The 20180-nt window shown below is 40.3% G+C and carries 13 protein-coding genes and 4 tRNA genes; all 17 read right to left on the bottom strand.

Annotated features, from left to right (window positions below; genetic code table 11):
- On the bottom strand, positions 1-188 hold a 188-nt coding region (locus M472_RS41670), incomplete at its 3' end, for a GIY-YIG nuclease family protein (protein WP_021069489.1).
- A 59-nt stretch (positions 189-247) separates the two neighbouring features.
- A tRNA-OTHER gene (locus M472_RS45510) sits at positions 248-324 on the bottom strand.
- Positions 285-548: a GIY-YIG nuclease family protein gene (locus M472_RS41665; RefSeq protein WP_021068657.1), complete on the bottom strand. Its 264-nt coding sequence runs from the start codon at positions 546-548 to the stop codon at positions 285-287. Before M472_RS41665 ends, M472_RS45510 begins: the two co-directional genes overlap by 40 nt.
- A gap of 59 nt (positions 549-607) precedes the next feature.
- Positions 608-682: transfer RNA gene (locus M472_RS41660), tRNA-Val, on the bottom strand.
- Between the two features lie 36 nt (positions 683-718).
- Positions 719-793 (bottom strand) — tRNA-Val (locus M472_RS41655).
- Positions 794-800: 7 nt separating this feature from the next.
- Positions 801-878: transfer RNA gene (locus tag M472_RS41650), tRNA-Val, on the bottom strand.
- A gap of 232 nt (positions 879-1110) precedes the next feature.
- Positions 1111-3093, bottom strand: a complete 1983-nt coding sequence (locus tag M472_RS41645; RefSeq protein WP_021069488.1) for a putative porin — start codon at positions 3091-3093, stop codon at positions 1111-1113.
- Positions 3094-3139: 46 nt separating this feature from the next.
- Complete coding sequence (locus M472_RS41640) at positions 3140-3955, bottom strand: purine-nucleoside phosphorylase (protein WP_021069487.1); 816 nt, start codon at positions 3953-3955, stop codon at positions 3140-3142.
- Between the two features lie 187 nt (positions 3956-4142).
- Positions 4143-5633, bottom strand: coding sequence for a sodium:solute symporter (locus tag M472_RS41635; protein WP_021069486.1), 1491 nt, complete (start codon positions 5631-5633; stop codon positions 4143-4145).
- 11 nt (positions 5634-5644) lie between these two features.
- A complete protein-coding gene (gene murQ / locus M472_RS41630) occupies positions 5645-6463 on the bottom strand; it encodes an N-acetylmuramic acid 6-phosphate etherase (RefSeq protein WP_031301488.1) in 819 nt (272 codons plus the stop codon).
- Positions 6464-6581: 118 nt separating this feature from the next.
- The gene (locus tag M472_RS41625; RefSeq protein ID WP_021069484.1) at positions 6582-8417 is read right to left on the bottom strand and encodes an outer membrane protein assembly factor BamB family protein; all 1836 of its coding nucleotides are present in this window, start codon (positions 8415-8417) and stop codon (positions 6582-6584) included.
- 67 nt (positions 8418-8484) lie between these two features.
- Positions 8485-9924: a glycoside hydrolase family 10 protein gene (locus M472_RS41620; RefSeq protein ID WP_021069483.1), complete on the bottom strand. Its 1440-nt coding sequence runs from the start codon at positions 9922-9924 to the stop codon at positions 8485-8487.
- Between the two features lie 85 nt (positions 9925-10009).
- Positions 10010-11440, bottom strand: a complete 1431-nt coding sequence (locus M472_RS41615; RefSeq protein WP_021069482.1) for a DUF4623 domain-containing protein — start codon at positions 11438-11440, stop codon at positions 10010-10012.
- Between the two features lie 23 nt (positions 11441-11463).
- A complete protein-coding gene (locus tag M472_RS41610) occupies positions 11464-13251 on the bottom strand; it encodes a RagB/SusD family nutrient uptake outer membrane protein (protein ID WP_021069481.1) in 1788 nt (595 codons plus the stop codon).
- Between the two features lie 18 nt (positions 13252-13269).
- Positions 13270-16743 carry a SusC/RagA family TonB-linked outer membrane protein gene (locus tag M472_RS41605; RefSeq protein ID WP_031301487.1) on the bottom strand — a complete coding sequence of 1158 codons (3474 nt, stop codon included), beginning with the start codon at positions 16741-16743 and terminating at the stop codon, positions 13270-13272.
- 84 nt (positions 16744-16827) lie between these two features.
- On the bottom strand, positions 16828-18078 hold the full coding sequence (locus M472_RS41600; RefSeq protein ID WP_031301486.1) for an exo-beta-N-acetylmuramidase NamZ family protein: 1251 nt from the start codon (positions 18076-18078) through the stop codon (positions 16828-16830).
- Positions 18079-18424: 346 nt separating this feature from the next.
- Positions 18425-20179, bottom strand: coding sequence for a RagB/SusD family nutrient uptake outer membrane protein (locus M472_RS41595; RefSeq protein WP_021069478.1), 1755 nt, complete (start codon positions 20177-20179; stop codon positions 18425-18427).
- Between the last annotated feature and the right edge of the window lies 1 nt (position 20180).

Genomic DNA, 20180 nt, shown 5'->3' with positions numbered 1-20180 from the left:
CCCTCCCGTTCCATTGCAGCAGATTTATCCGCAAAGGCTTCCTCATAGACCACCACCCAATCTTTGGCCCGACCAGTATACCCCTTGGAATACGAATTATGCCGACGCAGGCGCTCAACCAGATTACCCGTGAAACCGACATAATAGCGATCAAGACTTACAGAATAAAGAATGTAAACAGTGAACATAAAGCTCAAAATTGGTATACAGCAAAAAAGCACCAGTAAACTGATGCTTTAAAATATCGTGGGAATTACTGGGCTCGAACCAGTGACCACTCCCGACTAGTCGGGATGCTCCAAACCAACGGAGCGGATCAACTCCTCGATAAGAACACGGCTCTTCCAGCTTTTAATTGCACCCTCCCGTTCCATTGCAGCAGATTTATCCGCAAAGGCTTCCCGATAGACCACCACCCAATCTTTGGCCCGACCAGTATACCCCTTGGAATACGAATTATGCCGACGCAGGCGCTCAACCAGATTACCCGTGAAACCGACATAATAGCGATCAAGACTTACAGAATAAAGAATGTAAACAGTGAACATAAAGCTCAAAATTGGTATACAGCAAAAAAGCACCAGTAAACTGATGCTTTAAAATATCGTGGGAATTACTGGGCTCGAACCAGTGACCCCTACCTTGTCGAGGTAGTGCTCTAAACCAACTGAGCTAAACTCCCGGTAAAAAAAAAGCATCAATTACTTGATGCTCTGTGTGGAGGATACTGGGTTCGAACCAGTGACCCCCTGCTTGTAAGGCAGGTGCTCTGAACCAGCTGAGCTAATCCTCCGAGACTTTGGTGGAGAATACTGGGTTCGAACCAGTGACCCCCTGCTTGTAAGGCAGGTGCTCTGAACCAGCTGAGCTAATTCTCCATTGTTTTATGTTTAAGAACGAATAGCTCTTGTCAGTGACCACTTCCGAAAGTCGGAATGCTCTGAACCAGCTGAGCTAATTCTCCTTTTTACTATTCATTCATTCTAAGAACTAAGCAATCCGTTTCTCTGATTGCGTGTGCAAATATAGGTCTAAATTTTGATTTTCAAAACATTTAAGAAACATTTTTCACTCAATCTACACAATATACTATAAAACAATCAGATAATTTTAATCATAGAACTTCCAAGAAACACCAAATCTAAAATTAGCAGGGTTCATTGGGTATCTTCGTACAGTATAATACCCTTTAGGTGCAAGATACTGATTTGTAAAATTACTGCTCACAAACAAATTGACACGTTGAATATTCGCGGTAATCCAGAAATCCACAATAGGGTAGGTCGAAAACTCAATACCTGCGTTATCGTGGTAGAATTGTCCTGCATTTATTGCATAGGACGGAGCTCTAAATGGAGTATTGAATCTTACGTCAGTACCAATTCTAAAATCGAGAACATTATACCAGAATCCACTGTAATATAAGCTATGCCAAGTATATAGTTCTGGAGTCATCAATACCGCCATCGCATCAGATTTTTGATACACCACTTTATTGTCGAATGTAAAATCGCCGAATTTAAACTTCTGAGATGCTGTGATCTTCAATAAATTCAGTGCTCCAGTCTGAGTAGGTTCAATAATACGATCTAGACGTACATCATTGTTTGGATTATCCACTTCTCTAAAATACAAATACTTATTAATAAGAAAATACTCTGCCTTACCACTAAACCCCAGCACCTTATTGGTATAGGAAAAAGAGAGATTCTGAGTTTTTGTCTTATCAAAGCTATTCGACCATTGGTGATAAGTATAGTTCATCCTATCGAACACCATCTCTGGAGATTTATTCTGGCTGTAAGCACCTAGGGAAACCGTCCCTATTTTATCCCCTATCGAGATATCTGCGTTCGCCTCATACAAGAAATCCCCAAAATTTCGTCCAACGACAATTTGATCTCCGGATACCTTTACATCGATGCGATCACTAAATTTATAAGTCAATTCTCCTTTTACTGTACTGTTCTGAAAAAAATCATTGGTAAGACTATCCTTATACCAAATCAAATCATTCTGAAATCCTAGGTTTAACTTGGCCTCATTTTTAAGCAACGACTTGTTTCGCAAGTAAAACGAATACGTAAACTCATTACTGATAGTTGTCACCGTCGTAGTGTCTTTTACGAGCTCTGCATTTCCAAAAGGAAAAGCTTCTGACCGATCCGCTTCATTCTTAAAAAAAGTATATTTACGTTGTCTAAAAGAAGAGTTATGAGCAACAGAATTCGTAGGGTGTATTTCCATTTCAGGCAATCCTTTGTGAAGCGTATCTAATCTACCCAGAAAATACGACTGCCTCAGAAAGAGTCCGTAATCATTCCATTTATTGTAAGGTCTATTCTTCTGTTGCCCTGTAAGCCGTACGGGAACACTATACAGCGCACCGACCTTTTCATCCCTAAACAAACTATCATTCGTCACAGATCCATTTTCCGTTGCATCCAATTTATTAAAAGTAAAATTGGCAAGCATATTATAACGCTTGCTCGGCGATTCATACCAGGAAAACACAGCACCTTTTCGATCGGCATAATTTTGATTCAGGTAATAGCCTTCTGTATTCGCAGCATGGTATTCTGCGCCTATATTCCAATGCGGGGTAATATTCTGCGCTAATTTTGCCCTAAACACTTGATCATCGAAAAAAAAACCAACTGCATAGAGTTCCGAATAGCGTGCTCGTGCACGATAATAATTCACAGAATCCGAAGTAATCAGATACCGTTCCAAGGCGTGAAAGCCCGGCTGAAATCCAATCCTCTTGTCGGGAGTGAACAACAAATCACGCGTTGCCAACCCATACGAGCCTAGATTCATACTTGGATTCCAGGGTAGATTTTGCTTATTAAAATATTGGAAATTATGATGCGTAGTATCTATCTGCTTGGTATGAGTCGCATACTTCAACATTTCAAGAGTCGCATAGCGTACATATTTAGCGGAAAACACGACAGAATCCTTCTTATTATCCTCTAATGCACGAGCGGAATCCAAAGCGCTACTAAAGCCCTCTTCTTCTTGTGCAAATCCCTTGAAACCGATAGCCAAGAATATCAAGAAAATAAAAAAACTACGTAGGCTACTATTCATGAATCTTTTTTAAATGTTCCTGCAAAAATAAAGGATAAATTAGATTTTACTGCATGGCAATTAATTCTTTTAAAATAGAAGTCATTTTCGGTTCAGCCTCAGCAGCGACACGAACGATATCATGAAGAGACACCGGCTTGAGATCAGAATGGAACCCTTCATCTGTTATGACGGATATCGCAAACACTGGCAAGCCCATATGGTTAGCCACGATAACCTCAGGTACTGTACTCATGCCTACAATATCACCTCCAATAATACGCATATAACGATACTCTGCCTTAGTTTCTAAATTAGGCCCCATAGTCGAAACATATACCACCTTATGTGCTCTCGCTCCAATTTTAGCGGCGATTCCCAACCCCTGTTCCATCATTTTTCTATCGTAAGGTGCACTCATATCCGGAAAACGAGGACCAAAGCTAGCATCATTTCCTCCTCTTAACGGATTATCCGGCAATAAGTTGATATGATCCTCGATTACCCCTATATCCCCCCTCTTGATGTCCGGATTCAAAGAGCCCGAAGCATTCGATACAAACAGTTTCTGAATACCTAGAGCTTTCATTACCCGCACGGGAAAGGTAACCTCTTGCATACTGTAGCCCTCATAATAATGCAACCTTCCCTGCATAGCGACCACATTTCTCCCATTCAAACTGCCAAATATGAGTTTTCCGGTATGAAACTCGACGGTTGATATTGGAAAATTGGGGATATTAGCATACATAATCTGATGTACAATTTCTATCTCTTCCACCAAGCCGCCAAGCCCAGTTCCCAATATAATTCCAAACTCAGGATCAAAATCTCCAATTTTCCGGCGGATCGCAGCAACCGTGTCGTCAATCAAGTGATACATATCGTATAATATAACAGTTAATACCGAATAAAGATACTTATTATATCGAAGTTTTCTTTGATCTCCACGTTATTTTAGGTTAAAACAGCGACTGTTCCACCTGCAGACCTACTAACAAAAAGACCTTCAAAAGAAGACCACCACGAGTCACCTTTTGAAGGTCTTTCTACCTGTAGCAACAGATAATCTATTTATGCGACAATGCCTTCTCGGTCGCTTGTCCTGGTGATGTCACGAGCAACAATAAGAACGTAATCAATCCATTGTGGATGATCAGGTCTAGGCCAATGACATACGGTGTATATACCGAAATCACATAAGTATTCAGTACAAATAATAACAAAGGCGACAGTATACAGATATACGGCACCAATCTATCATTCACCGCCCTTTTGGTCAGCATACCAAATGTAAACAATCCCAATAGAGGGCCATAGGTATAACTTGCTGCCGTAAATATGGCATTCACCACGGAATCATTATTGATAAGCTTAAAGACAAGGATAACCAACAGCATGACTATCGAAAAACCGAAATGGACGTAATTCCTTTTCTTCACCAATGCCGGATCATTCGGGTTTTCCTTCTTATTAAAGTTTAAAAAATCAATACAGTATGAAGTTGTCAGGGCTGTCAGGGCAGAGTCCGTTGTTGCAAAAGTCGCAGCAGTCAATCCCATCATGAAGATGATTGCAGGCAATATAGCAAGATGGTTCAATGCGATTTCTGGATAGAGATAATCTCGGGTTGCTAACGTCGAAATATCTATACCATTCTTTTCCGCATAGATATACAACAATGCCCCTACCGCAAGGAAAAAGATATTAATGACTACGAATACACTGGTAAATGTAATCATATTCTTTTGCGCCTCTTTTATCGTGCCCATGGACAGGTTCTTTTGCATCAGATCCTGATCCAGTCCTGTCATCGCAATAGTCACGAAGATACCACCTAGGAACTGTTTCCAAAAGTTAGCCTTACTGCCCACAAAATCCTCCCAGAAGAAAATTTTAGAATAGGAACTTTCTTTAACCGCTTCAAATGTATCCACTACACCAAAATCAAGACCTTTGGCCATAAAATAGATAGATAGAATAACTGCGGTTATCAAAAATGTTGTCTGCAAAGTATCTGTCACGATAATAGTTTTCAACCCACCCTTATTAGTATATAACCAAATAAGCACCAGACAGATAACTACAGTTATGGCAAAAGGGACATTCCAAGCGTCAAAAATAAAATGTTGCAGTACAATAGCAACCAAATATAGACGAAAAGCCGAACCTATTGTTCTTGATACCAAGAAAATTGCGGCCCCCGTTTTGTAAGTCATATGCCCAAATCGCTCCTCCAGGTACGTATAGATAGAAGTAAGATTCATTCTATAATAAAGAGGCAACAATACATAAGCAATGATTACGAAGCCCACAGCATTTCCCAGAACAAACTGAAAGTAGCTAAAATTTGAAGCCCCTACCGCACCAGGCACCGAAATAAAGGTCACCCCAGACAATGCCGTACCGATCATTCCAAAGGCAACCATGTACCACTTCGAGTTACGATTTGCAACAAAGAAAGTAGAATTGTCAGACGATCCTTTAGAGGTAAAATGAGCTACCGCCAGCAATACGCCGAAATAGACCAGTAAAAAAGATAATAATATAATAGGTGACATACGTTAAGGTTTTAGAGCTGTTGTTTCATTTTAAAAGCTTCAATAGCTTTACGCACATTTCCAAACTCTTCCAGTAACATCGTAGCGATCTCTTCACCTGCTCCTGTCTCCGCCATTACCATACGCACCCCTCTTGCGACCAACTTATGGTTTGAAAGCTGCATATCCACCATCTTGTTTCCTTTTACTCTTCCCAATTGTATCATCACTGAAGTACTGATCATATTCAACACGAGTTTTTGTGCTGTTCCAGCCTTCATCCTAGTAGACCCTGTTACAAATTCAGGTCCTACAATTACTTCCACAGGATACTGTGCTATTTCGGCAATCGGAGAATTGCCGTTACATACAATACACCCTGTAGCTATACCTTTTTCATTGGCTTTCTCTAGACCTCCGATCACATAAGGAGTACCTCCAGAGGCGGCGATTCCGATAACCACGTCGTTTGAGTTAATCGCATACTCTTCCAGATCAATCCATGCCTGTTCCATATCATCCTCAGCAAACTCCACCGCTTTACGTATAGCGATATCCCCTCCAGCAATCAGACCGATCACCCAATCAAAAGGAACGCCATAAGTCGGCGGACACTCCGAAGCGTCCAATATTCCAAGGCGACCACTTGTCCCTGCTCCGATATAAAACAACCGTCCACCCTTTTTCATACGATCGACAGCTACCTTTACTAATGCTTCAATCTGTGGTATAGATTTCTCAACGGCTAGGGGAACGGTTTTATCCTCTTTATTAATGTTATTAAGTAACTCAAGAACCGACATTTTGTCCAGGTCTTGGTAGTTAGAATCTTTCTCTGTTGTATTTATCATCGGTTCCGAAAATATAGTATCACTTGGTAACATTTCGTAAATATGCTACTTTTTTGAAAAACATGCAAAAAAACGCATATATAATTTTTTCAATGTCACGAATTTATAGTTTTTTTGTTTAAAAACTCAACATAACAATTTTTCCATCCATGGTACTCACGACGATTTTATCTTCAAGCACCAATAGCGGATTGATCATCCCATTGGAAATTTTATATTGCCACAGCACATCGCCTGCATTCGGCTCTATTGCGGACAATAATCCCGAATGACTAGGCACAAACACCGCTGTCTTGTTACTATATATCGCAGTAGGAACAAGTTCATACGGCAAGTGCAATTTAGACTTCCAATCCACAGACATGCTATCTTTGGAGACTGAAACACCTAATAATTCACCATCCATAGTCTTCACATACACCAACTTTTCATCCGATGACAGCCCCATGGACTCTCGCACTTTCAAATTCCCTTTTTTCTCACGCCACAACTGTTTACCAGTTTTTAAATCCAATGCAGTCATAAACCGATCCGGTGCCACGATAAAAACGCGATTATTAGCTACCACAGGATAACACGCAGCAGCAGAAAACATCCGATTGCTCGCTCCGCTCTCCCATTCCCAAACCTTTTTACCCGTTTTCAGGTCCAATGCATAAAACCCGTTCTGCCAGCTTCCAAATATCACTTTGCCATCCGCTATTGTCGGTTTGGTCGAAACATATCCTTTTACTTGATCAAAAATCCACAGTAGCTTGCCATCCGATACTCGAACACAACGAAAGGCACCGTCCGAACCTCCGATATAGGCATTACCACCATATAAGGAAGCTGTACCCAATACCGCTTTACCCGTTTCAATTCTCCATCTCTGGCGACCAGTTTTTGCATCAATCCCGTAAATACTATGATCTGATGATCCCACTACAACGATTCCCTTATGCACTTCTGGTGTCGAGTACACCTTCCCTCCGGTCTTAAAAGACCAATTCCGACTACCAGTCTTTAGATCCAATGCATACACCTCGCCCACCGTATTCGCGGTAAACAACTGTTTTCCATCAGAACTGATTCCCGCTCCAATATCTCCATGATCCTCATACTCCCAGACGAGCTTTGCTTTGGTGGTCTTATTTACTGCGTAAGATGGACGATAATACGTCGTGTTAAAGCTTATTTTTTGCAATGGCAGCTTGAGCCAATAGTCTTCTGTAACAAGGTTAGGCTTACGTACCTGGAAAAACACAGAATCACCTGTCATTGTTATAATATTGTATCCTCCCACATCTTCTTTCGCCCGCAGATTAGACCTAGCCATCACTCCAGGGATATCGTCCCAGCTATAATGCTTGTTGATATGTCCATGACCACATAAGGCCAATTGTACATTGCGTTGCTGCAAACGATCCACCAGTTCAAACCAATTGTTCAGGGAAGAATCCAGTGGATAATGATTAATAGATATCAAAGGTTTATTCGAATCAGGGTTTGCTTTAAATACAGAATCCATCCAAACTAGATTTTCACGTGGAATCTGCCCCGGACTCATTCGCATATTAGGCCCCGACGTTGTCCCTATAAACTGGTAGCCCTTATGCTCGAAAAAGAACGTCTCTCCTCCAAATACCCTACGAAAGGAATTGGCACCACTTTCAGACCAGTTGCTATCATGATTCCCAGGGATTACGTATAACGGCAATTTAAGACTGTCCAATATTTGCTTAGCCAGCGCCAGTTCGTCATCGGATCCAAACTCAGTGACATCACCCGATAAAATAACAAAGTCAATCCCTTTCTGCTTATTCAAATCCGCAACAGTACGCCTCAGGTCATCAGCACCTGTAGCACCGCCCACATGCGTATCGGTCACCTGGGCAAATTTGAAGGAAGTTTGGGCATACAGATCCCATAGAACTGAAAAGGAAAGGAAAACTAAAATAAATGTATATTTCATAAAATAAGCTTCAATAAAAAAGAGCCTGATTCAGTTAACTTCATCAGGCTCTCTCAGTTTCGAAAAATTACTTCTTCTCTATTGTCTCTGTCGCTTTACTTTCAAGATTATCAATATTGATAGTAGTGACACAATAAAAACCATTCTCTGTTACATCAATCTTCGAATCACCTGTCACGGCAACCACTGTACCAACTGCCTTTAAATCTGTAAAATGATAGACCACAGATTTTTGATTAGCGCCTGTTACCGTCCAACTCAGCTGCCCTCCATTTAGGGTCAAGTTTGTTGGCATAGTAGGTTTGGGCGCGACTTCACGTCCGGCAAAAGGCATCACCGCATTATGAGCATAGAGCTCCTTTAACTTATCCGTAATACCAATCCTATTTATTCCGATATCACGAGCAGAGTACATCGCTGAACCCTCGGCATATTTATTCTTTTTTGTTAATGCAAACTGTTTTGTCAACTGTTCCACACTTTGAAATGCTGCCCCTCCATCTGTAGCTCCAAATTTATAGAGAGCATGCCCTATCACTAATTTAGATTTTCCTCTAAACTGCGACCAATCCGTTAGATTAGCTTCAAAAGGGTTCGACGGATTCCCTATTTCTTGGTACAATTGCGGCATCAAAATATCTACCCAACCAGAAAAGGTCCATTTAGGCACATCCGCATACATGGTTTTAAAATTATATGAACGACTAGCAGCTGGAGATACTGAAAATACTACTTCAGGCTTTGTTGCTACAATAGTATTATACACCCCTTCAATAGCTTGATCGACATTTCCCCTTCTAAAATCGTCTTTCTTAGAGTAAGCTGCTCCATATTTAACAAAATCTACATCATCATTATAAGAAAATCCTGAGGGATAAAAATAGTCATCAAAATGAATTCCATCTACTGGATATTTCAGGATTAAATCTTTAACGATATCATTTAATCTTTCACGCACCTCTGGCATAGCTGGATTATAAATACGGATGGTAGGGAGGTCTATTGTCCAACTAGCAGGAATAGTCGAGGGCAATGATGCAAAAGCATCGGTTTCCTTCGCTCTTGTAGCAATCCGATAAGGGTTCATCCATGCATGAAACTCCATTCCTCTAGCATGTGTTTCATCAATTAAGAATTTCAACACGTCATAACCAGGATCGACACCTCGCGTACCAGAGATCGCTACAGACCAAGGTTCGTATGGTGAATTATAGAACGCATCGGCCATGCCCTTCACTTGAAAAATAACTGTATTAAATTTCAAATTCTGCAGACTATCTAACATTCTTACATATTTCTGTTTTTGAGCAACTTCGCCTACCTCTTTAGCAGGCCAATCTAAAGACCATACCGTTGCAAACCAAGCTGCACGCATTTCCTTTTTAGGGAATTTCAATCCTTCTGGAACAGAAGGCTCTATCGTATCATCAGATTTTTTGCTACAGCTGCTAAGAAAAGTCATAACTAGCAAAATAGCAACCGATGAGAGTTTAAAAAAAATCTTCATAATTTACCAATATTAAAATATCTTAAAATAAAATTAAGTAATGACAATTTATCTACACAACTTAATTTCATCATCCCTAATACCTTTATTCTTCTTTATCTGTATTAATCGGAAACTCTACTATTGCAAACCCAGCATCAGTACCAGCTCCGTATACTAAGAGTTTCTCGTCTTTTCCATCAGCTCCTTTTTGAACGTAAAAATTAGCTTGCGTACCCGGCGCAGTATTCGTCACACCTGAAATCATGTAGGTAAAAACCGCTTTCATTTCTCCCTGCTCGAAAGCAGTCAGAGCGTCTACCATATTACCGCCCTTAGTTATATTGTAAATATTCATCACAACACTTGTTCCATTCGGAGCCCCTCTATTAACAGTAATCGCTAATAAATACCGCTCACCATTAAATTGAATAACTCTAAAGTCTGAACTACCAATAGGGAAAGTCGTAGCCTTAGCTGTAAATAGAGTCGACGCCGTATTGGTTACCAAAGCCATAGGTTTACTATGTCCAGACAATATATAAGAATCTGTTTCACCCACTCTATTAAAATGGCCCCATTGCTCATAATTTATCTGTGGTGTAATCACCGTAGGTTCTGATCCAACGGAAAAGTTCGTGATCTTTAAACGTATAATTGGAGCTGTGGCACATAAAAAAAATGCATACCCATTACCATCCTTATCAACATTTACAGACAAATTATCTCCATGCCTATCTCCCGCCCCAGCTAAACTATTTACATCAATTTTTGCTACTAAATCAGGAACCTGGCTAGGTGTTGACCAATGATATAATTTAAGAGGAGAAGTCTTTCCGCCAGATAAATTTGCTACATAAGTGTGTCCATTAATCTGTGCCCCCATGTTATAGGTCAATGTACCCTCACCTACCGACGTCATATTTAAAGGAATACGGGTAATCACATCGTGTTTCAAGTCTTCAACTTTTAACAAATGCGTACCACCTGCTCCTCTATTAACGATTAAGATATGCTCGCCATCAAAACCTGTTCCACGTGTACTTTGACCAGTAAACGATGCATAAGGAGGGTTTCCTAAAGGATTACTAGAATAATCATAGATTTTGGGTAGCGTAAAATCAGCTCCTAGAACAGCCACCTTAAACCTAATTTGGGCTCGATATTCTTTAAATCTAGGAGAATTCACAACTTTCAGATACACACTTTTCTCCGTATCCCCACTTTGGTAAGGAACAGAAAACTCATCCTGCTCCAACTTCGATCCATTAGAAGTAGTCGCTTCAAACTTTAACTTAGAGAAGTCGGTTAAGGTATCTAGACGAGGAAATGTGATTATTTTAGTTAGCTCATCAACATTCCCTTCTAGTATTTGATTTCCACCAGCACCAGCATTTACTATTCGGATTGACTCAATGTCAGCAAATTGCTTTGACTCTACGCTACTAGGAAAATCTTCTGAACAGGAAGAAAAAAACGCACTAACCACTGCTAGTATCGATACTCCCCGGATAGAGTTATATAATATATTTTTCATAATAATCTTCATTAATGATTAGTTTAATTCTGAGGCCATCCCTCAGTTTGTTTCAGCACATATCCCCTCGTTTTATAAAAGTCAATTTGATTCAAACCAACAGGAGCCAAATAAGGATTTGTATTACTCAAACCAATAAACTCTATTCTAGGCTTAGCTTTAAGATTTCTATAGAATCCTATCATCTTAGTTTTATCTCCATCATATTTCACTACTGTTCCGTCCATCTTTATTACGGCAACATCATTTGTAATATTGTTTGGAAATTTAGCTGGGAAATTCACCCATGCCCCTGAAAGGATATCAGGATTTCGACTCATCTCCATGTATTCCAACTTAGACCAACGCTTTAAGTCTTCTAAACGAGAATATTCAAAAGTCATCTCGACCCTTCTTTCACGACGAATTTCCCACAATAATGGAGTTACCGAGATGTCCCTATCTGGATCATGGGGCAAAGCGTTCAATTTCATATCAGCAACCTGCTTCACATACGCAGGCGCTCCTCCTAGGGGCCTCTGCCTTATCTTATTGATAGACTGATCGATATCCACCTGTGCAACGGCACCTTCCCCAAGCAGTTCCAACTCTGCTTTGGCTTCAATCCAATTTAACAACACTTCGGCATAACGTAGTATAGGTGCAGCAGTGGTATTATTTGCTCCTTGAAAATTCGGACTTGAGGGCTTACCCGAAGCGACACTATTCTGCTCAGTCCGCGGCAGAAACTTAGTCACATACAGATAGGACGCTCTGTTTTTATCAGAAGTATTGTAGTGAAAAGTCGCTTCAAACCTAGGATCACGCGTTCCCATCATTTTCTCTACCTCAAAATTATCCGCTTCAGGTGCTGTTGAATTTTGCCAAACTTGACCATCTGTACACAAATAAGACTTGATTAAATCAGTAGTTGGCCCATTCGTACGGATTTCAGTCAAATTACTTTTAGAAGCTATTGAATGCTGTACAGCTATGGCCGCATTGTAAGTCCTAGACAACAATATGTCCTTATTATTCTCGATATTATCTGAAGTAAACTGCTCTCTATAGGGAGTACTAATAGCATATTTTCCACTATTAATCACATAATCACCTGCAGATTTCGCTAATTCGAAAAACTTTTTAGCCCTTTCATTATTCTTGTAATAGTATTTTTGCCATGCTCCTTCTGCTAACGACATCCGAGAAATAAACCCCGCAACAATGTAACGATTCACATTCTGTTTTCCGTCGTCAACTCTCACGTTTTCAAAAGCGAATTTCATATCATCATAAACAGCATCCATCACCTCATTACGTGGTGTACGTTGCTTATACAATTGCTCTACATCAGTCTCATCAATTGGTTTATCGTAATAAGGCACATCGCCAAACTCATTAACCAATTTAACATAAGCCATCGCTCTAAAGAACTTACCTATCCCTAACCAATGACTATAAGCATCTGCAGCTAGAATGTTACTCATTCTATTTTCGACTCGATCAATCATTATGTTGATCGACCTGACATTCTCATACTTCCATTTCTTATCAACAGGTACACTATTTAGAAAGTCAGCTTGTGTACCTTCGCTCAGAATATCATCACTCTTTGTATACGATTCTAGAAGCGCATCAGTGGTGGTAAAACCAGCCCCATACCCAACAAAATAGTCTGTATAATATTTATTTGCATAAAGGCGAACTTTTGCTTCGGTTGTCCATGCCGTATCATCATTTTCAGCAGTCAACTGTCCTCTCTCTAAAAATTTCTCACAACTAGTAAAAACCAATGAGACAACTATAAAAACACTAAAATACTTAAATTTCATAACGATTCACTTTAATGATTATAAACCAATTTGAAGTCCCAAGGAAGCTGATTTAAACGATGGATTTCCAATACCTGTTCTACCTTGATTATACTTCTCTGCTAACATACTTTCTCCAGAGATAGTCTCAGGATCAATAGGCAAACCTCTTAAATTGTCAAAAGTAAAATAGTTCTCCAGTGATACATAGATACGTGCATTCTTCAATCCAGCTTTTTTCAATACATTTTCAGACAATGCATATCCAACAGTGATATTCTTTATTTTGAAGTATGACATATCCAGAATATATCTAGACTGAGGTACCATTGTTTGATAGTCATTTGCCCCATTAGCATTCAATGCTCGAGGATAGAACGCGTCTAGTCGATCTTTTTTCCAAAAATCCTGGGCGATTGCCTGTGGCATTGCCCCATCTTTAACATGATATCCTGCTGTCGCCAATTGACCTACCCCCCATATCTCCCTCTTACCAACTCCTTGCATAAATACAGATAAATCAAACCCCTTATAATCGGCACCTAAACGGAATCCGTACTCATAACGAGGTGTAGAGTTACCTATTACCACTCGGTCTCCAGGATCTCCATTTGTTCCCTCTCCAGGTGTGATGTAACCATCCCCATCCACATCAACAAATTTCATATCTCCTGGAGAAATATATCCCCAAACAGCTTGGCCAGTTTGAAACTGAGTTTGATAAACAGGATTTTCGCCACTTAAAAGATTGGTAGTCTTTGCAGATCCTTTATGGATGATGGATGTCGTTACATGATTACCTTGATCATCGTACACAAAGTCACTTGCTTGATACAAACGATCGGATACATAGCCATATATATCACCATATCTCCGTCCTGTAGAATAATCTTCTTTTAATAGACGGCTTTCCCATGGAGTTCTCCAATCTGCTCCCTTAGTAGTAACAGATACAGCATCAGCTAAGTTTGCATTCGCTGTCAGCCGTAGACCGTTATCAAACTTATGCGTATAGTCTAAATTCAATTCCCATCCTCTCGTGCGTAACGTACCATAGTTTCCTCTAGGAGGAACCGTAACTCCATAAGTATCAGGAAGTGCATCACCAGCAACAATCATATCTTTTGTCGTCCGTTGAAACAGTTCGAACGTAACACCTAACTTGTTAAAGAACCTCAAATCAGCACCCAAATTCGCATGTTCAATATTCTGCCAACCGATTTCTCTAGATACTGCTGCCGGGGTTCCTAATTGGTAAAATTTGGCACCGGAGCCATCCAGCCAGTTATTCTGGATAATAGCCATTGTTGGCACATATAATGAGTTGGAAACAGACTGATCCCCAATACTACCCCAAGACCCACGAACTTTGGCAAAACTTAATACATTTGAAATGTCTTTCATAAATGATTCATTAGTCAATACCCAGCCTGCAGACACCGAAGGATACCATTTCCAAGCTAAATGTTTTGGAAACTTTGATGTTCCATCGTAACGTAAATTAGCTTCTACTAAATAACGATCTTTATAAGCATAGTTGACCCGACCAAAAAAACCCGCCTGAGAGTCCCACTTTTTATCGCCGCCACTTTCTGCTTCTTTAGTCGCAAAATTAAACTGTGGATTATCATTATTCAACAGCCCCATCTTACGTCCCCAAAAGTCTTCATATTGATAAGCAACAATATTTGTACCCGCCATAAACTTAACATCATGTACCTCATCAAACTTCGTAGAGTAAGTTGTAAACATGTTAAATGTATGTCTTTTTGAGAAAATAGATTTTCGGTAAATATTACCCATTGGCTCATATAAATTTGTAATATTTCCGGTAGGAAATCTAAAGGCAGGCATACCACCAAGGTCAGTAGGAACACCATTCTCATCTACATAAACTCGAGTTCCCTCTTCATCAAACCACTGTACAGGCGTATACCAAGGATCTACTATTTTATCGACTACAGGCAACGAAGTATTGACATGATTGTTTTGAGTGCTATATGCATAATCGGCCTTCACATCCCATCCTTTCATAATATCTAGCGTAGTACCAAAATTTAAATTTAAATATCGATCGACATTTCTTGCTGTATGGGCTAAGCTTGCCATTGAAGCCGCATCTTTCAATGTCTCTCCATGCTCGGTGACGCCGATAGGATGTAATCGTGACCATCTATATAAATAAACCCAAGGGTCGCCGTTTGCTCCGAACCCTGTCAAAGAGTATGGATAGCGTTTGGTTCCATCAGAATACATAGCTCCACCTCTTAAAGTCAGCATCTCATTTACTTTCGTAGACACATTAAGAGTAGCATTATAGCGTCTAAAATCATCATGTTCAGCCGGTTTCATCATCCCTTGTTGATTCAAAAATCCGACACTAAGATTATAATTTGTTGCGCCACTCTTTCCGTTAAGCCCAAGATTATGCAAATGAGAAATAGGATTATCTTTAAGCATAGCTTTTACAGGGTCATATAGACGAACTCCTAGCTTATTGCCTGAATCATCGATGTACCAATCCCTACCATACAGTACTGGATCATTATATTTTACAATGCCGCCGTATTTTTTCTGCCATTCCTTTGATTTTTCAAATGATTCTCGGTTTAAGCGCCAAAATCCTCCTGCTGGATTTTCTAATTGAGTTTCAGCAGCTTCTAATGTATACTCCAAACCATCTAAGCCAGCAAGATCAATTGGTTTAAACGGCGCTTGCATAGAAAAATTATTCGAATAGCTAATATTATGCGAATCGGTTTTGGAACCTTTACGAGTCGTAATCAAGATTACTCCAAAAGCAGCCTTAGCTCCATAAATGGAACTTGAAGCAGCATCCTTTAACACAGAAATAGATTCAATATCACTAGGATTAATCATATTGATACTTGGAATCTCTACGTTATCCACTAAAATCAAGGGCTTACTTGAACCTGAGATAGAAGCTACCTGTCCACGTATTTTCATCACGGGATCAGACCCAACTTCACCACTCGGAATCACAACAGACAACCCTGGTATTGTCCCCTGCATACCACGTCCAGCATCAGGAATAGGCCTACTCCCCATTACCTCTTGTACATTGATAGAAGAAACCGCGCCTGTCAGATGCTCCTTTTTTTGCTGTCCATAACCAACAACAACAACCTCTTCCAAAGCGTTATCTTCTTCTTTCAAGACCACATTCAGCGTATTACCTGTCACTTTTAAATCCTGTGAAACATAACCAATACTTGTGAATCGTAAAGTCGCCCCTAATGCCGCCGTAATCTTAAACTTACCGTCAGCGTCTGTGCGAGCCGAACCTGGTACACCAACAACAGATACCGTGACACCTGGCATAGGTCCATTTGCATCAGATACAGTACCCGTTACTGTATTCTGAACCAACCTATCGGACGAATAGGCTGTTGCTGCAGCAAGGTTGGAAGGATTTGCGACTTTAGAAACCTTCGCTTCCACAGTCGTCACCGCCAGCCCTAATGCAAGAGAGAATAGTAAAGTATTTCTCATATTTAGCATATTAAAATAAACTTGTTTACGTAAATCATAATCCAGGAAGGTCTACTTTATTAAAAGCAGACCTATCCCATAACCTTATTCAAAGTCTTTGTAAAGCAGATACTTTTTGCGCATCTCCTTATATTCGGTCAATTCCTGTTGCCAGGAAGCTTTAATTTCATCTTCGGTTTTACCAGCAATAATCTGCTTTCTCAATTCGTCGGTACCTGCCAGCTTATCAAAAAACTCTGCTCTCGTAAAGAATTTTGACTTATCCGGCATCTTCTTATAAAAGTCTAACACATACTTAAGGGTAAATGTTTGCTCATCCGCATTCAAGCTTCGTAAATCGATGCCATACATGGTCTGTCCCTTACCCTCTACATGCTTCTTCATTCCCGCCTTTTCACCCGGCGTATATTCAAAATCACCATATACTGGATTATCATATCCCACGACCTGGAATGGCCATTCCGTACCACGTCCCACCGAAATCTCCGTACCTTCAAACAGGCACAACGACGCATATAATCTTACCGATAGATGGTTTGGCAGTGACGGAGATGGAATTACAGGCAAGTCGTACATTTTAGTGTGATCCCAGTTCTGGACAGGAACAACCGTCACCTTACATTGACGGCCTTCTTCCAACCATTTTTCGCCATTGATCATATTCGCCAGTTCGCCTATCGTCAATCCATGAACCATAGCAATTTTATGATAGGACACAGTCGATTTAAACTTATCATCCTTACGTACAGGACCATCGACCTGGTCGCCACAGGGATTTGGACGATCCAAGACGATAAGTTCCTTATTATGTTTAGCGCACAGTTCCATCACTCGGTGCAATGAAGTTATATAGGTATAAAAACGAGCGCCAACATCTTGCAGGTCAAAGATCATCACATCAATCGATTGCACGATCGAATCTTGCTTCTCGTTTCCTCCATATAAAGTATAAAGTGGTAGACCTGTTTTTGCATCCTTGTCATTACTGACTTTCTCACCACGCTCGATATCCCCCCGGAACCCATGCTCCGGAGCAAATCCAAATTTCAAATCCACCTTCTCACGGAGCAGCACATCGACAAGATGTTCATTATCCACACCGACGACGGAGGTCTGATTCCCCATAAGCCCTACTTTCTTTCCTTCCAATAGCGGCAAATAAGCTGTCAACTGATCAGCAGCAGGTACAATTACAGGGCTCGCACTAGAATCTACAACAGAGTTAACAACCTGCTTTTCATTATGCCGCATTGCCCCAGTACAAGCCATCAACGCTACCCCTAGGCACAGCAAAGACCCAAGCCTTAAAAACTTTATATATAAAGAATTGCTCATCTACAATTTGCGCTATTATCAATAATTTAGATTAACTCTGATAAAAATAATACAAAAAACGCACAATAAAGCAACAAGAGCTATAAATAAAACAACTTATAGCGTTTTTACTACATAAAAACTGCACAAATCAGTAAAAATACAGAATATTACTGCAGAAAGATTATTGCATTTTCAAGCGTTAAATAATGTTAAATCGCTATTTAAGAAAAAGAAAGTGTCAATTAGACACCTTTTTGTAACATTAAAGATACAATAAAGGCCGTCATTAGTTTCATCCGAGCAAAAAAAAGAAGGGACTTGCATTTTCATGCAAGCCCCCTGATTTAAAATCTATCTTATTGGATTACCAACCTTCGTTTTGGGTCAATTCCGAACCGTTATTTTTGTATAGTGTAATCTGATCCAAAGGAATAGGGTCTAAATAATATTTATTCATTACAGTCCGCTTGATTTTGACAGCAGGAATAATATAACCCTCATCCGTTCCATCAAGAGTGATTCCGTCCAGCTTTCCTGGGGCATAGTCAGCTTTTATGATATAAGCCCCTCTATTAATAGTTGGATTCTTCTCTGTATCTGCGTATTCCAATTTCGCCCAACGGCGCAAGTCATTCAATCGCAAGCCCTCAAACATCATTTCTGTACGGCGCTCTCTTCTGATTTCCCAGATAAGAGCAGGTACCGTAGCATCGCGATCTGGATCGTTATAGGCCACGCCATTTACGGCAGGCTGACCGCCCAACGTCTGTAAAGGTGCTACTCCCACACCATCTCTACCTCGAAGTACATTTATCGATTTATTCAAACCTGCCTGATCTAACTCTCCGAGTTCCGCAGCAGCTTCTGCATAATTCAACAAAACTTCACCGTAGCGAATTATTGGTGCATCAGTGATATTTTTACTTCCCAATCCCACAGCTTGGTCTTTCAGCGACTCATTCAAAAATTTGTGAGTCGAATAACCAGAAAGACTAAAATTGGACACACTGTTCTGTAATCTCAATTCGCCCACCGTAGTTTGTGCCAAACGTCCATCACGATCCGCCAACACATCCGCCATTGACTTGTCTCCTTTATATAACGGAGAGAGTCCAATAGGAAGACCATCCGACAACAGGTAGCTGTCCATTGCGTTTTTCGTCATTCCAGCTTGACGTTCTAGATTATTAAAAGACATCAGACTATGCTCCAATACTCCCTCAGCATACTCTCTAAACAAGATAACTTCTGGATTTCCCTTAAGGGACTGCGAACTAAACAATGCTCTATAGTCTTTGGCGACAGAAAAAGCTCCACTATTAATAATCTCTTCGGCTGCCCACTTAGCGGCTTCTAGATATTCTTTTGCCTTGACCTCATCTATTTTATGATACTTGAGCCATGTACCTTCAAAAAGAAATACGCGAGACATATACGCCAAGACCACATATTTATTAACCGCTTGCTGACTCGGCCCATCAGTAGATCGTACATATTGTGCTGCAAATTTGAAATCTTCCAACACCTTGTCCATCACAAAAATCCGGGAGTCACGTTTACGAAACAAATCCGGATCAGCTTCACCGAGCACTTTATCAATATATGGAACATCACCAAAAGTATTCACAAAGTTAGCATACTCTAAGCCGCGAAAAAAGCGGCCTATGCCCAACCAATGATTTTGTACCTCTTCAGCCAATTGCGCCTTTGGCACACTTTCGATAAAATGATTGGCTTTGCGGATACGAGAATAATAGGAGGTCACTCCTATAGGAGTCTGACTTGCAGGCAATGCTGGAGACCAGCCGCCTCCAGAAGTGGGAATATTCTGGACAAAATCCGTGACAATATTTTCAAGTGGTGTCGAAGGCACATGATCATCGTTGATGAACTGACCAGCAAAATATGTACCCCAAGCAAATCCCTTACCATATCCTTTGAAATAAGAATTATAAAAGCCATAGGTATATGTCCTGATATTGTTTTCGGAAGACCAAAATGCAGGGTCGGTCAGCTGATCCAAAGGATCCTTTTCCAAAAACCCATCTCCTAAAAAGTCCTTTGTGCAGGATGATAAAGACAGCACACCTGCTAAAGCTATATATTTAAATAGTTTCATG

The sequence above is a fragment of the Sphingobacterium paucimobilis HER1398 genome, assembly GCF_000416985.1.
In the GTDB taxonomy this organism is placed as follows: Bacteria; Bacteroidota; Bacteroidia; order Sphingobacteriales; family Sphingobacteriaceae; genus Sphingobacterium; species Sphingobacterium paucimobilis.
This window is presented reverse-complemented; position numbering and strand designations above follow the sequence as displayed.

What these genes read in the sequence shown, in the direction of transcription:
- M472_RS41645 (WP_021069488.1), bottom strand. Translation starts at nt 3,093, where the DNA reads ATGAATAGTAGCCTACGTAGTTTTTTTATTTTCTTGATATTCTTGGCT.
- M472_RS41625 (WP_021069484.1), bottom strand. Translation starts at nt 8,417, where the DNA reads ATGAAATATACATTTATTTTAGTTTTCCTTTCCTTTTCAGTTCTATGG.
- murQ (WP_031301488.1), bottom strand. Translation starts at nt 6,463, where the DNA reads ATGATAAATACAACAGAGAAAGATTCTAACTACCAAGACCTGGACAAA.
- M472_RS41620 (WP_021069483.1), bottom strand. Translation starts at nt 9,924, where the DNA reads ATGAAGATTTTTTTTAAACTCTCATCGGTTGCTATTTTGCTAGTTATG.
- M472_RS41605 (WP_031301487.1), bottom strand. Translation starts at nt 16,743, where the DNA reads ATGAGAAATACTTTACTATTCTCTCTTGCATTAGGGCTGGCGGTGACG.
- M472_RS41665 (WP_021068657.1), bottom strand. Translation starts at nt 548, where the DNA reads ATGTTCACTGTTTACATTCTTTATTCTGTAAGTCTTGATCGCTATTAT.
- M472_RS41595 (WP_021069478.1), bottom strand. Translation starts at nt 20,179, where the DNA reads ATGAAACTATTTAAATATATAGCTTTAGCAGGTGTGCTGTCTTTATCA.
- M472_RS41640 (WP_021069487.1), bottom strand. Translation starts at nt 3,955, where the DNA reads ATGTATCACTTGATTGACGACACGGTTGCTGCGATCCGCCGGAAAATT.
- M472_RS41615 (WP_021069482.1), bottom strand. Translation starts at nt 11,440, where the DNA reads ATGAAAAATATATTATATAACTCTATCCGGGGAGTATCGATACTAGCA.
- M472_RS41610 (WP_021069481.1), bottom strand. Translation starts at nt 13,251, where the DNA reads ATGAAATTTAAGTATTTTAGTGTTTTTATAGTTGTCTCATTGGTTTTT.
- M472_RS41600 (WP_031301486.1), bottom strand. Translation starts at nt 18,078, where the DNA reads ATGAGCAATTCTTTATATATAAAGTTTTTAAGGCTTGGGTCTTTGCTG.
- M472_RS41635 (WP_021069486.1), bottom strand. Translation starts at nt 5,633, where the DNA reads ATGTCACCTATTATATTATTATCTTTTTTACTGGTCTATTTCGGCGTA.